At 31.0% G+C, this 14,007-nt stretch carries 12 protein-coding genes and 1 tRNA gene; 5 read left to right on the top strand and 8 right to left on the bottom strand.

Annotated elements, in window-relative coordinates; translation table 11 throughout:
• Positions 1–362: 362 nt before the first annotated feature.
• The 6 genes from MEVAN_RS06150 to dph2 form a co-directional block, all read right to left on the bottom strand.
• Positions 363–2,183, bottom strand: coding sequence for a ferrous iron transporter B (locus tag MEVAN_RS06150; RefSeq protein WP_012066007.1), 1,821 nt, complete (start codon positions 2,181–2,183; stop codon positions 363–365).
• 15 nt (positions 2,184–2,198) lie between these two features.
• The gene (locus tag MEVAN_RS06145; RefSeq protein ID WP_012066006.1) at positions 2,199–3,236 is read right to left on the bottom strand and encodes a lysylphosphatidylglycerol synthase transmembrane domain-containing protein; all 1,038 of its coding nucleotides are present in this window, start codon (positions 3,234–3,236) and stop codon (positions 2,199–2,201) included.
• A gap of 143 nt (positions 3,237–3,379) precedes the next feature.
• Positions 3,380–3,913 carry a nicotianamine synthase family protein gene (locus tag MEVAN_RS08805; RefSeq protein ID WP_012066005.1) on the bottom strand — a complete coding sequence of 178 codons (534 nt, stop codon included), beginning with the start codon at positions 3,911–3,913 and terminating at the stop codon, positions 3,380–3,382.
• Positions 3,914–3,926: 13 nt separating this feature from the next.
• On the bottom strand, positions 3,927–4,175 hold the full coding sequence (locus MEVAN_RS06135) for a FeoA family protein (RefSeq protein WP_012066004.1): 249 nt from the start codon (positions 4,173–4,175) through the stop codon (positions 3,927–3,929).
• A 358-nt stretch (positions 4,176–4,533) separates the two neighbouring features.
• A tRNA-Leu gene (locus tag MEVAN_RS06130) sits at positions 4,534–4,618 on the bottom strand.
• Between the two features lie 91 nt (positions 4,619–4,709).
• A complete protein-coding gene (gene dph2, locus MEVAN_RS06125) occupies positions 4,710–5,639 on the bottom strand; it encodes a diphthamide biosynthesis enzyme Dph2 (protein WP_012066003.1) in 930 nt (309 codons plus the stop codon).
• Between the two features lie 85 nt (positions 5,640–5,724).
• Here dph2 and thiC point away from each other — a divergent pair, with 85 nt between their 5' ends.
• Positions 5,725–7,005: a phosphomethylpyrimidine synthase gene (gene thiC, locus MEVAN_RS06120; RefSeq protein WP_012066002.1), complete on the top strand. Its 1,281-nt coding sequence runs from the start codon at positions 5,725–5,727 to the stop codon at positions 7,003–7,005.
• Between the two features lie 48 nt (positions 7,006–7,053).
• Here the strand turns inward: thiC and MEVAN_RS06115 are convergent, their stop codons facing one another.
• Positions 7,054–7,671, bottom strand: coding sequence for an L-threonylcarbamoyladenylate synthase (locus MEVAN_RS06115; protein ID WP_012066001.1), 618 nt, complete (start codon positions 7,669–7,671; stop codon positions 7,054–7,056).
• Positions 7,672–7,683: 12 nt separating this feature from the next.
• Positions 7,684–8,445, bottom strand: a complete 762-nt coding sequence (locus tag MEVAN_RS06110; RefSeq protein WP_012066000.1) for an MTAP family purine nucleoside phosphorylase — start codon at positions 8,443–8,445, stop codon at positions 7,684–7,686.
• A 108-nt stretch (positions 8,446–8,553) separates the two neighbouring features.
• Here MEVAN_RS06110 and ribK point away from each other — a divergent pair, with 108 nt between their 5' ends.
• From ribK to MEVAN_RS06085, 4 genes are all read left to right on the top strand, one after another.
• The gene (gene ribK, locus MEVAN_RS06105; protein WP_012065999.1) at positions 8,554–8,946 is read left to right on the top strand and encodes a CTP-dependent riboflavin kinase; all 393 of its coding nucleotides are present in this window, start codon (positions 8,554–8,556) and stop codon (positions 8,944–8,946) included.
• A gap of 173 nt (positions 8,947–9,119) precedes the next feature.
• Entirely contained in the window at positions 9,120–9,803 is a 684-nt protein-coding gene (gene ribB / locus MEVAN_RS06100; RefSeq protein ID WP_012065998.1) for a 3,4-dihydroxy-2-butanone-4-phosphate synthase, read from the top strand.
• A 577-nt stretch (positions 9,804–10,380) separates the two neighbouring features.
• Complete coding sequence (ribC, locus tag MEVAN_RS06090; RefSeq protein ID WP_012065997.1) at positions 10,381–10,851, top strand: riboflavin synthase; 471 nt, start codon at positions 10,381–10,383, stop codon at positions 10,849–10,851.
• Between the two features lie 170 nt (positions 10,852–11,021).
• Positions 11,022–14,003 (top strand): phosphoribosylformylglycinamidine synthase subunit PurL, encoded by a 2,982-nt coding sequence (locus MEVAN_RS06085; protein ID WP_012065996.1) that lies wholly within the window; start codon positions 11,022–11,024, stop codon positions 14,001–14,003.
• Positions 14,004–14,007 lie beyond the last annotated feature (4 nt).

The raw sequence follows: 14,007 nt of genomic DNA, 5'->3' as shown, positions 1-14,007 counted from the left end.
TTTTGAAAGAGACGTATTTTAAAGGTTTTATGATATCTATTTATCAAAGCTGTTTTTGGTAGTTATTTTAATTCAATAGTTTTTTAAATAATTTTCTCGTTTTCTGTCAAATGCGATTTTTATTAATCCCATGTATATTACCTTTTTTTAATTGTTACCTTACTTGCTAAGTGTGTCTTTATAGTATATTGCATGTGGTCTTTAAGCATTCTTAATCTTTTTAAGTATGCTTAAATATTATAATTGCATTTAAACTATATAAAGTTTCCTATTTTAAAAATTTTATATTTTAAAGTTTAAGGCGATAACATAAAAAAAATTAAAAATTAAAAAATATTAATTTTGTATTTTACGTTATAGTATTATCTAATTAAAAGAGAGCCAAAATTAGCGATAAATCCACCAATTACAAATGCGGAAATAGTTGTAAGTAATGTAACCATTATTGAAACCTTTAAATTAAATTCCCTTGCAAGTAGTGCAATTATTGCGATACATGGGACATAAAGTAAACCAACAATTGCACCAGTAAATAGCTGAATCGTCGTTAATTCCATTTCAATAAGTGGAATAATTGAAAATTCCCGTCTAAAAATTCCCAATATTAATGGGACAGATGCTTCAGCAGGTAGTTTTAATATTCCAACTACCAAGGGACTCATTAACCTTCCAATTATATCCATTATTCCTGATTCATAAAGTAATGCCGCTAATCCAATCATGCCCATCATTGGTAGTGCCCCTTCTTTTAAAAACTGATTTGCTCGAAGCCAGACTTTTTTAAGTATAACTTCTTTTTTGGGAATTAAAAGTTCAGGTATCTCCATTATTGTAGGATGCCGTTTTCCAGGCAGTAGTTTATTTAAAAGTAATCCTGAACTTATCAAAAGTACTAGTGAAAAAGCATACACTAAAAAAAGTGCGATAATTGAGCGTTCTGCAAGAAGGGATATAAATGCACCAGATTGTGCAATACAAGGAATACTCAAACATATCAATGTAGATGCAAGTATTCGTTCTTTATTTGTATTTAATGATCTTGTAGACATAATTGCAGGAATCCCACATCCATATCCAAGTAATAGTGGAATTATACTTGCGCCAGGTAATCCCATTTTATTTAATAATCCATCAAGTAAAACTCCAAGCCTTGGTAAATATCCGCTATCTTCAAGTAAGCTAAGAGCAAGATAAAAAGAAATCACGTACGGGAATACTAAAGTAAATGGCCACTCTAAACCTTTAACTAAAAATCCGTAGTCCCCAATAAAAATATTTTTTATCATCCCATCTGAAAGTATAAGATTGATTAAACGCTCTATTTCTGGAATTATCAACCCCCTAACTATCGGAAGTAATATATACTTTCTAAGGCCCATTCCAAATCCAATAATAATTCCAAATGAAATCCCTAAAATTAAAATACTAATTGGTAGGCCAGGCCATGGCTTTGTCAATAATTCCCCAAATACTTCACGTTTACTTTTTTTACGGTTTTCAATCTTATTCATTACTTTTTTAGACAGTAACTCTGCTTTTTCCCATATTTCATCGTTTTTAGATTCGTTTTTAGATTTTTCAGGTTTGATAGTGGCTTTTAAATTCTTTTTAATAACTTCATTTAATAAATTTCCCAATTCTTCCTTAAGTTCTTTAATTCCCTTTTTTTCGATTGCAACCGTAGGTATTACTTTTATTCCCAATTCTTTTTCAAGTAGTGGGATATTTATAATATCCCCCCTTTCTTCTAAAATATCCATCCTGTTTAATACTGCAATTGTTGGAATACCGTATTCTAAAACCTGAAAAAGTAAGTAAAGACTGCTTTCAAGATTACAAGAATCAATAACACTTATTACTGCAGAAGGACTTTTTAAGGTTTCAGAGTTATTTTGAGACGCCCTATGACATGATTTACCATTCTTCTCAACAAGATTTCCTTTAAGCATATCAACCGCCACTTTTTCGGCATCGTTTGTGGCATCTAGAGTATAAGTCCCTGGAACGTCGATAAGAATTAATTCCCTGTTATTTAGCGTCATAACTCCTTTTGTGTATTCAACAGTTGTACCAACGTAATTAGCCATACTTACATTTATTCCGGTTAGGGCATTAAAAATAACACTTTTACCAATATTTGGAGGGCCCATTAGTAATACGCTATCCATATCAGCTTTTACCATTAAAACCACCTTTTTCTATTTTTTAGAATTCCCATATAATAAATTTAAACTTACGATGCCTGAAAAAATTAAGGGAATCCAAAACGTAATAATTCTCGTTACTACTGAAACTGAAAATGCTTCATAAGGCATTAATGAATCTAATGACAGAATAAATGTTAGTGTACCTTCAAAAGATACAAGTCCTCCTGGAAATAATGGTAGCATACTGACTGCATAAGCTCCAAAAGTCCCGATTACTGAAATTATGGGATTTATTGAAAACCCAAGCAAATATGCTACAAGCACTACCTTTAATGGGTATAACATCCACACTATTGAAGATATAACTAATAATTTCAATGCCTTTTTATAATCTTTTAACATTTCTTCGGAACATTTTGATGTTTTAAGTAAAAAGTTTGCCATAGTATCCAGGAAGGAATTAACTTTTTTTACCAGTCTTAAATTAGACATGAAATTTCTTTTTTCTTTTTTTACGTCGTTTTTATTTTTTGGAAAAAACTTGTTGATGTTAAAAAATGTGTAAAATAGGATTAAAAAGCCAATTAGTCCTGCAAATGAAAAATATATTATGGACGGCAGTTCTAAATACATGATTCCGATTAGTAAAGCAGCTGCTAAAATCGCTAAAAAAGATAGTAATGAATAAAATTTAGTAACCAGTAGCATTGCAGTAAGTTCAGAGTATGAAAGTCCGGTACTTTGCTTGAGTAAATATATTTTAACAGGTTCTCCACCAAGTTTAACTGAAGGAGTTATACTTTCTACAAACGAACCTATAAGCTGTATTTTAAAAACTTCATACATTGAACAATTCGTACTTTTTTCAATTAGAAGTATATAGAGCGAATATGCACTAAGAAATAATGAAATCACCTGTAATATCACCATGAAAAAAATCCCATAAAGTGAAATTCCAACTATTATGTGATAAACATCTTCTAAACCTAATTTCAAAGCAATAGCTGTAATTACTGCCATTCCAAGGATTAAAAATGAAATTTTTTTAAATCCTATAATTCCCAAAGTTACTAAATTGGTTTTTTCCAAAAATTACACCATTTAAATTATTCCATGTTCTTTAAAAGAGATTTTATGTAAATTATGTAAAAATTTAATTTAACTAAAATTTAGTTAAATTTTAGTTAAAACTTTTTTATTTTCTAAAGCATCGGATTTTAATATTTCAAAATTTAAACTCCATACATACATGATTTTTTAAATGTTTTCATATTCTGAATAACGTATGACTTAGGCTTATAATTTTTTGGAAGTTCACCATATATTTTTGCATAATTTTCCGCCGGTTGACGCACTATAACTCTTTTTGAAATTCCGTTATCAATTATTTTTGATAAAATCTCTTCTTTTTCAAAAACCTGAAGTGCAATGATTATAACATCATAGTTATTGCAATCCACATTTAATCCATTTTCGTTTAATACAGTTATATTATTAAAATTATACTTCTTTATGCAAGATTTTGACTTTTCAACTGCCTCTTTATCAATATCAACAGCAGTAACGTTTGCCCCGGTAAGTTTACTTACGTGTATTGCAGTAAATGGTATAGAACCTGAGCCTATTACAAGAACTTTGTCTTTTGAAGTAATATTTGCTAGCTCAATTTCCCGTTTAACTGTTTTTTCATAATATTTACAGTAGCTGTAAAAAACAGGGTAAATATTACAGCTAATTTTTTCAAGATTTGCAAAGAATTTTTTCATAATTCACCCCTAATTAGGCGATAAATGGTTTTACTTGGATTAATTTTGCTATGTCTTTTCCTATTGCAATTTTCCGGTCATCTATTGAACAGACTAATGGCCCACCATAAATTTGCTTTGCAACTAACTGTATTATTTTTCCTTTTCTAAGCCCTAAAGATGCTAAAAATTGATTTCCATATTGTTCAAGGATTATTCCTTTTTGTCCATGTGGTAAATCAATTAGTAAAATTGTTTCATTTTTTAGAGTATCTGATTTCATAATTTTTCACCACTTTAAACGAAAAATAAAGATTATTGCGTTTTAAAATGTCTTAAATCTTTAATTTATGTTAAATTTATTTTTAATATAAAATTTTTTAAGTTTATTTAAAAATTGTAATCTTACTTAAAGTATATATATTTTTCTAAAATATGACTTCAAAATTTTTAAGAATCGATAGATCAGAATAGTGAAAAACGTTAAAAATCATTAAAAATCGTTGCAATTGGTAAAAATCCGATTTATTTTGAGGAACTGTTAAGGATCCTTTAGATGTAAAATACTGCAAAAGAGCTAAATCGCTTTAAAAATCTACGGTCTTGAAAGAAACCAGAAAATAGCACGTTATTCGAAAAAGTGGAGGGAAGGGGATTTGAACCCCCGAACCGCTACCGGATCGGATCTTAAGTCCGACGCCTTTGACCAGGCTTGGCAATCCCTCCAATGAAACATATTACTTCGCATCTATACCTATAGAAATCTAATATATATACTTTTCGTTTATAATTAAAATTAAGATTAAAATTAAAAAATTTAGTAGAAATTGTTTTCTAAAATTTCATCGAATTTGTACTCAAAATCTTTTGAAATATACATTTTAAGTTCTTCAGGGGTAATTAGCGTACTTTCATAATTAGTATAGTCATCCATCACAATTCTTGGACATGCACAGATAATATATGCATCTACATTATAAATTAAATAGCTTTGAGAAATGTTATTTAATACTATTGGAATGTATTCAATGTTATTTTTCCTTAAAAGTTCAATTACTTTTTCAAATGATTTTAATCTACATTGTCCTTTTTTTGTTGATAAAACTACGCCTATTTTTTTAGGCGGGTTTAGAAGTAATTTTGAAACTCTCCCAACTCTTAATTTTATCAATTTTTTTATTTCTTGATCATTTATTTCAGAAATTTCTCTTGTAATTGGGTTATATATTTTAACAGTTTTTTTAAGTTTATACGCCATCATTAGCGGGTGAAATCTTCCAGTTCCAACAAATAAAACTTTTTCCGCATTTTCAACCGGCGCCCTACATCCTAAAATTACAACCGGGTTAAACATTTTAAGGGCTTTTTTAAATTGAATTGTTGTTGTAACGGTTGTATTTTCCATATCTTCAAGAATATTTTTAACATCTTGTAAAAAATATTCATTTTCCATAAAATAAGCGTGAATAAATAATACAGGAATTTCTGAATGAACATAGGCGAGTTCTTCGTGTCCATAATGAATAATTAAATCTATTCCTAAAATTTTAACTTCTTCGTCGCATAAATCACAAGCTCCAAAACAAGTTTCACCCCAAATCATAAGTTCAACACTTGTTTTTGTTTTTAAATATTCTATCTCTTTTTCAACGGCCCTTTTAAGTCCTTCGGGTGCTTGAAACAATACTTTTGTCGCATTTTTTGATGTTATCGCATTTAAAACTTTATTAGTCTCTAAATCCCACATAATACCACGTCAAATATTTATTTAAATAATCAATACATACTATATAGTTACTCCAATATTATTAATAAACTATAAAAGTGATATTATGACCCAGTTAACTGATGCAAAATCAGGAATAGTTACTGAAGAGATGAAGTTTGTAGCCGACGAGGAAAAAATTGACGTTAATTACCTTAGAAAACTTATTGAAAAAGGTTACGTGGTAATTCCAAAAAATATAAACCGAAAAACGAAGCCCGTTGGAATTGGGGATAACTTACGAACAAAAGTTAATGTAAATTTAGGTACCTCACCTGATTTTATTGATATTTCTTGTGAACTTAAAAAAGTTGAAATTTCAAATAAATACGGTGCTGACGCAATTATGGACTTAAGTACCGGTGGAAATCTTCCAGAAATTAGAAGTCAAATTATGAAAAACACGAATCTTCCAATTGGGACTGTTCCAATCTATGAAGTTGGTGTTGATTCAAAAGAAAAGTACGGTCGAGTCATAGATATGGATGAAGACCTGATTTTTAACGTTATTGAAAGGCAAGCCCAAGAAGGTGTTGATTTTATGACACTGCACTGCGGCATTACAAAACAGAGCGTTGACACATTGAATAAAGACCCTAGAAAAATGGGGGTGGTAAGTAGAGGAGGTGCATTTTTAACTGCGTATATAATGTACCACAACAAGGAAAATCCCCTTTATAGAGATTTTGACTACCTACTTGAAATTTTAAAAGAACATGACGTAACTTTAAGTCTTGGCGATGGAATGAGGCCCGGATGTTTGCAGGACAATACGGATAGAGCCCAAATACAGGAATTAATAACTCTAGGGGAGTTAGTAGATAGATGTAGAGAAAAAGGGGTTCAAGTTATGGTTGAAGGTCCTGGACACGTCCCTTACAATAATATTCAAGCGAACATGCAAATTCAAAAAACAATCTGTAAAAACGCACCATTCTACGTTTTAGGCCCGATTGTAACTGATTTAGCGCCAGGATACGACCATATTACAGCTGCAATCGGTGGAACCCTTGCAGCGGTAAGTGGTGCAAATTTTTTATGTTATGTAACTCCTGCTGAACACGTCAGACTCATGAAAGAAGAAGAAGTAAAAGAAGGATTAATTGCATCAAAAATTGCAGCCCAAGCTGCTGATGTTGCAAAGGGAAATCCTGTTGCATGGAACAAGGAAAGACAGATGGCAGATGCAAGAATAAAACATGACTGGGAAAGGCAGTTTGAAATTGCACTTGATAGCGATAAACCAAAAAAAATGAGGGAAGAAATTCCTTCAAAAGACGAAAAAGCATGTAGTGTATGTGGAGACTACTGTGCTCTTTTAATGGTTGAAGAACTTGGAAAACGATAGGTTTAAAGATATTTAAGGTTTATTTGTTATTTAAAATAATAAAAAATATCATTCTAAAGCTTTTAAAATATCTTCAAAAGGAATTTTTCCTTCTCTTATTAATTCTATTTTTCCATCAATCACTTTTATAATTGTAGACTGCATCCTATGTTTACAGGTACCGCTGTCTATTATTAAATCTACTTTTTCTTTTACCTTGGGGTCTACTTCCTCAAGAGCTATTGGAGATACTTCCCCGCTAATATTTGCACTTGTTGTTGTTAATGGAACTACCGAAATTTTCCTTATAACGTCATTATCGGGAATTCTAACGCCAACATCATTTTTTCCCAAAATATCTGGAAGTATATCTTTTTTCTTTAGTATAATCGTAATTGGGCCGGGCATAAATTTATCAATTAGTTTTCTTGCAGTATCGTCCACATAAACGTATTTTTCAACCTGATATTTTTCGCCCAAACTTATTGATATAGGCTTATTAGGGTCTCTTTTTTTTATTTTGTAGATTTTTTCGATTGCATTTTCATCTAAAGCATTTGTTGAAAGCCCGTATAGTGTATCCGTACCACATAAAATTACGCCACCTTCAAGTACTACTTTTTTAACGATTTCAATTTCTTTTTCAAATTTGTTAAGATTATCTTCTGAAATCTTAAAAGTTATCATAGTATCCCTTTTTTACATTATGGCATTTTTAAGTGCAGATTTGCAAAAACATGTTCTTTCTTTGAAATCATACGTAATGAAGTCGTTTAAAACATTTAAAATCTTTTCTTCCATTTCTTTTAACGTTTCAAGGACTTCATCAACTGTTAATATGTTTTTTGAAATTCCAGTCGCATAATTTGAAACGTTGCAGATTGAAGTATAACATATTTCCATTTCTCGTGCTAAAACTACTTCAGGGTACGCAGTCATTCCTACAACGTGTCCTAGTGGCTTATACATTTGAATTTCAGTTTTTGTTTCAAACCTTGGGCCTTCGGTACAGACGTAAACTCCTTCGTCAAATTTGTAATTTCTTTTTTTAAGTATCTCTTTAGTGATTTTTTGAAGTTCTAAACAGTAGGGTTCAGATGCATCAACGTGGGCAACTTTTCCATCATCACCGTCATAAAAAGTACTTTTTCTTAATTTAGTAAATTCTAAAAAGTCATAAGGAATAAAGAAGTCTCCAGGGATTACATCGTCCCTTAAAGAGCCTACACAACTTAATGCAAGAATACGGTCAACACCAAGTGTTTTTAAAGCATATATATTTGCAAGATAGTTTATCTTATGTGGCGGGGTGTTATGTTCAGCCCCGTGCCGGAATAAAAGAACGGTATCGTTTTCGTTATCAATTAAAACTTTTGAATTTCCGTATTTTGTGCTAATTATCTTTTCTTCTCCCTTATTTAATATAGAAGAGATTCCTGTTCCGCCGATAATTCCAATCATATACTCACCACTATAATGTATTTCAATATAGAACGTAACATATTTAATACAATTTAGATTTGTTTTAAATTTTAATGATTTTAATGTATATATAGTAAAGGTGGTATTTTGAAAATTTTTGGACGTGTAGTAAGTGGTTTTGGAGAAGGGAAATATTTTGTTGGTTTAATTCCGTATAAAAATAAATTTAAAGAGTTAACTGGATTCACACCTTATGAAGGAACTTTAAATATAAAATTAAAAACTTATTTTGATATAGATAAATATGATCCATTGGAGTTTGATGGCTTTGAAATCGATGGGAAAGAGTATTTTGGTGGGAAAGTACTTCTAGTAACACTATTTAATAAATCAGGGAAATTTGTGGATTGTGCAATAGTTTCTCCAAAAAAAACTGACCACTCAAAAAAAACGTTAGAAATTATTGCGCCAGTTAATTTAAGAAAATTCTTATCTTTAAAAAATTTAGACATTGTAAAAATTATTCAAGCCCTAAAATAGATATTATTTTTAGTACTACTTAATTTTAAAGTATTTATTCAAAAGTACATATCCTAAAAGATATATACCCTTTAAAACAGATTGTTAAAAGCTTTGATACTACATTATGTTAATAACGAATACTAAATTATGGATTAAAAAAATGCGAGAACTCAACCAATACGGGTGAAAATATTTCAAACATTAAAAATGCAATAGATGCACTTAAAAAAGGTAAAATTGTTCTTCTTTATGATAGCGATGATAGAGAAGGGGAGACTGACATGGTCATAGCTTCTGAATTTATAACTCCAGAAACTATTCGGGAAATGAGGAAGAATGCAGGGGGATTAATATGCACCTGCATCCATCCGGACTTCTGTGATAAACTTGGAATTCCGTTTATGGTTGACATATTAGATATTGCAGCCGAAAAATACCCTGTTTTAAAAGAATTATATCCAAATGACATTCCATATGATGAAAAGTCAACATTTGCATTATATGCAAACCATAGAATGACTTTTACAGGAATTACGGATAATGATCGGGCATTTACTATTAAAAAATTAACGGACTTGTGCAGTAGTGAAAGATTTTCTGACTTTGGAAAAGAATTCAGGTGTCCCGGACACGTTGCACTTTTACGTGCCACAAAAGGTCTTGTAACAAAACGACAGGGGCATACTGAAATGACGGTTGCACTTGCAGAAATGGCCGGATTGACCCCCATAACTACAATTTGTGAAATGATGGGCGACAATGGAAAAGCTCTTTCAAAAGACCTTGTAAAAAAATATTCAGAAGAAAATAACTTTGTAACAATAAATGGCAAGGAATTGATTGATTACTATATAAATGAATTCTTAAAACAATAGAATATTTTTTAATCATTATTTATTAATTTTTTAATCATTTAAATAGCTGTTTTTATAGTTTAAACAATATATGGCTGTTTTTTTATTATTTACTGATTTTAATGTAGTTATAGTCAATAATCCATACATATGGATAAATACTACGAAAAATAGAAATAATAACGTAAACTAATGCGAGGGAGAATGTGCAATTACTGTTACCATTAACTACGAAAAATACCTTGATAAATTTAAAAATTAGAAATTCAATAAAATCGGAAAAAAATATGAATAGGATAAAAGAATTAGTTAACAAAATGGGTTCTTATACCGAGTTATATCGTTCTACAGTTTTTAGACTTAAAAAACGCGAAAATATCACTAAAAAGCTAAAAAAAGGTAGAAAAAGCATAAAAAAATAATTAATTTAAATATAAGTATATTATAGTTATTTTTAATGGCTTTAAAAGCCATGTTTAATATCACTGTTTTTAAATAATTGCTCATTTAATCAAGTTAGGTTCTAAAAAATTCCAAAGGCATGTTTTTATAGTTTAAATTATTAATTTATTTTAATAATGTTAAACTAGGGATAAATATGGCTATCAAAGTTGGTATTGTAGATACTACGTTTGCAAGGGTAGATATGGCCTCTGCTGCGATAAAAAAGTTAAATGAACTTACTTCAAAAATAGAAATAATAAGATATACGGTTCCAGGAATGAAGGATTTACCCGTAGCTTGTAAAAAATTAATGGACGAAAGAGGCTGCGAAATTACAATGGCACTTGGAATGCCCGGTGGAAAAGATAAAGATAAAGTTTGTGCGCATGAGGCATCGCAAGGACTCATGGTAGCCCAACTGCTTACAAATAAGCACATTATAGAAGTATTTGTCCATGAAGACGAAGCAAAAGATGGAAAAGAACTGGACTGGCTTGCAAAAAAGCGGGCAGAAGAGCATGCCGAAAATGTATATTATATACTATTTAAACCGGAATTTTTACAGAAAAATGCTGGAAAAGGCTTAAGACAGGGTTTTGAGGATGCAGGCGCCGCAAAAAAATAAATACTTTTTTCAAGTTTTTACATTTAAAATATGGTTTAAACTTTAATTTATTTGTATTATGTTATTTATTTAAACCTTGAATTCATCTAATTTTTACTATTATTGGTATTTGACATAAAAATTTATACGTTAAGTTACTACTACCTTTGACTAATAAGAGGGATTTATTCATGCAGATTGAAAGTACTAAAAAAGGACAGAAAACATTTAGAATCGCAATCGATACGAAAGAAAAAAGTTCTGAAGCAGTGAATATTGAAAAAAAGCTTTTAGGACTTGGATACAACGTATCTATTGATGTAAGTAGAATTTATACGCTAGATTACGATTTTTCAAGTGAAGAAATTCAAATGATTGCAAATTCCCTTTATAATCCAGTTATAGAATTTTCAAGAGTAAATACGCCATTTAATAAAAAGTTTGATTTTGCACTTGAATTAGGGTTTTTACCAGGCGTTACAGATAATGTTGCAAATACAACTACTGAAATAATTAACGACCTTTTAAAAATCGATATAGGGCTTAGTAAAGTCTTTTCTTCAAAAACGGTGTATATTACTGGAAATTTAAAAAAATTAACCTATGAAGACGTTGAAAAGCTGGCTAAAGAACTAATAAACGTTTTAATCGAAAGATATCATATAAAAACCTACGATGAATATGTTAAAAATAATGGAATGGAATTTATTGTTCCAAAAGTACATTTAACAGCCAAACCAAAAGTAATTGAAGTAAATCTAAACGTTAGCGATGAAGAATTAATTGAAATAGGTAAAAAAGGAATTTTAGATCCCGATACCTTAGAAAGACGAGGGCCATTAGCACTTGACATTGAATACCTTACTGCAATTAAAGACTACTTTAAAAAAGAAGGAAGAAATCCAAATGATATTGAAATTGAAGCTATTGCTCAAACGTGGTCAGAACACTGTAAGCATACTATTTTTGCATCAGAAATTGACGAGGATGTAAAAGAAGGGATATTTAAAAAATATATCCGAAATGCCACAAATGAAATTAGAAAAGAGCTCGGTGAAAGGGATTTTTGTATATCTGTATTTTCAGATAATTCCGGTGGAATCATATTTGATGAAAATTGGATGGTAACTGACAAAGCTGAGACCCATAACAGCCCTTCTGCACTCGACCCATTTGGTGGGGCAATTACTGGAATTGTTGGGGTAAATCGTGATACGATGGGTTTTGGACTTGGCGCCCTTCCAATTGCAAATAAGTACGGTTTTTGTGTTGGAAGGCCGGAAGATAGGAATATAGTCTATAGGGGGAAAAATAAAAGCAATCCTGCATTACTTCCTAAAAAAATTCTTGAAGGAGTTGTACACGGAGTAAATGTTGGTGGAAATCATTCAGGAATTCCAACACCAACTGGTTTTGTTTATTTCGATGATTCCTACAAAGGAAAACCACTTGTTTTTGTTGGAACGATTGGATTAATCCCAAGAAAACTTCCAAATGGGGCGTTAAGTCATGAAAAACAGGCCCAGAAAGGAGATAATATCGTTGTAATTGGTGGAAGGGTTGGAAAAGACGGAATTCATGGTGCAACGTTTTCTTCGGAGGCTATGGATGAAGGAAGCCCTGCAACAGCAGTTCAGATTGGTGACCCAATAACCCAGAAAAAAGCATCTGATGCAATAATAAAAGAAGCTAGGGATTTAGGACTTTATAATAGTATTACCGATAACGGTGCAGGCGGAATTTCATGTTCTGTTGCTGAAATGGCAAAAGAATGCGGAGGATTTGTTGTAGAACTTGAAAAAGTTCCTTTAAAGTATCCGGGATTAGAACCTTGGGAAATATGGATAAGCGAATCTCAAGAAAGAATAACCCTTTCCGTTCCCGATGAAAAATTAAACGAATTCATGGAACTTATGAAAATAAGAGGCGTTGAATCTGTCGTAATTGGTAAATTTAATGAGACAGATAGGGCTGTTGTAAAATATAATAATAAAACCATAATGGATTTAGATATGGAGTTTTTACACGAAGGCCTTCCAAAGAAAAAACTTCATACAATACCTTATTTGTACAATAAAGAAGAACCAGAAATTAATATTATAAACCACTTGGAAATTTTTGAAAAAATACTTGGAAACCACAATAACTGCAGTTTTGAATATATTTCAAAACAGTACGATCATGAAGTCCAAAACAATTCCGTAGTAAAACCGCTTCAAGGAATTGGCCGGGTAAATGGAACTGCTTCAGTTATAAAACCAGTTTTAACAAGCAAAAAAGGACTTGTTATGAGTCAATCGCTCTATCCAAGGTTAAGCGAAATAAACTGCTATGATATGGCAGCTTGTGCAATCGATACTGCAATTAGAAACTGTGTTGCTGTTGGCGGAAATATAAACCACCTTGCAATAATGGACAACTTCTGCTGGTGCAGTTCTGATGAACCTGAAAGACTTTTCCAGTTAAAAGAAACTGCTAGGGCATGCTATGATTACGCAAAAATATATTTAACACCGTTTATATCTGGAAAAGATAGTATGTTCAATGACTTTAAAGGATTTGACGAAAATAACAATCCAATAAAAATTTCTGCACTTCCAACACTCATGATTTCTGCACTTTCAGTAATAGATGATGTGGAAAACACCAATACAATGGAGTTTAAATTAGTTGGTGATTCAATTTATATAATCGGTAAAACTTACGACGAATGCGGGGGAAGCGAGTTTTACCATGCATTTTCAAAACTCGGTTCAAAATCTCCAAAAGTAGATGCTAAATATGCAAGAAAACTCTATGAAAGGATTTACGAGTTAAGTAATAATAAGATTTTAAGTTCATGTGCGTCAGTTACGTTAGGAGGCATATTAATTACTCTTTCAAAAATGGCAATTGCTGGAAAACTTGGTGCGGTTATTGATTCTGCAGTTATTCCAAATGAGTCTTTATCCTTAGAAAAAATACTCTATTCAGAAACTCAGTCAAGATTTATCGTGACTGTCGCACCTGAAAACGAAAAAGAATTTGAAAAATTAATGGAAGAATTTGAAATTCAAAAAATAGGCAAGGTTACTGAAAAAGACTTCGTAGTTAAACATAAAAACGAAATAATAATAAATACGAGCCTTGAAAGAATGGAAGAAGTATATAAAAAGAGATTTAAGGACTTTTAATAAT

Source organism: Methanococcus vannielii SB (genome assembly GCF_000017165.1).
GTDB lineage: Archaea > AGJL01 > Methanococci > Methanococcales > Methanococcaceae > Methanococcus > Methanococcus vannielii.
Note: the sequence above shows the minus strand (reverse complement) of the source record. Positions and strands in the feature narration are given on the sequence as shown.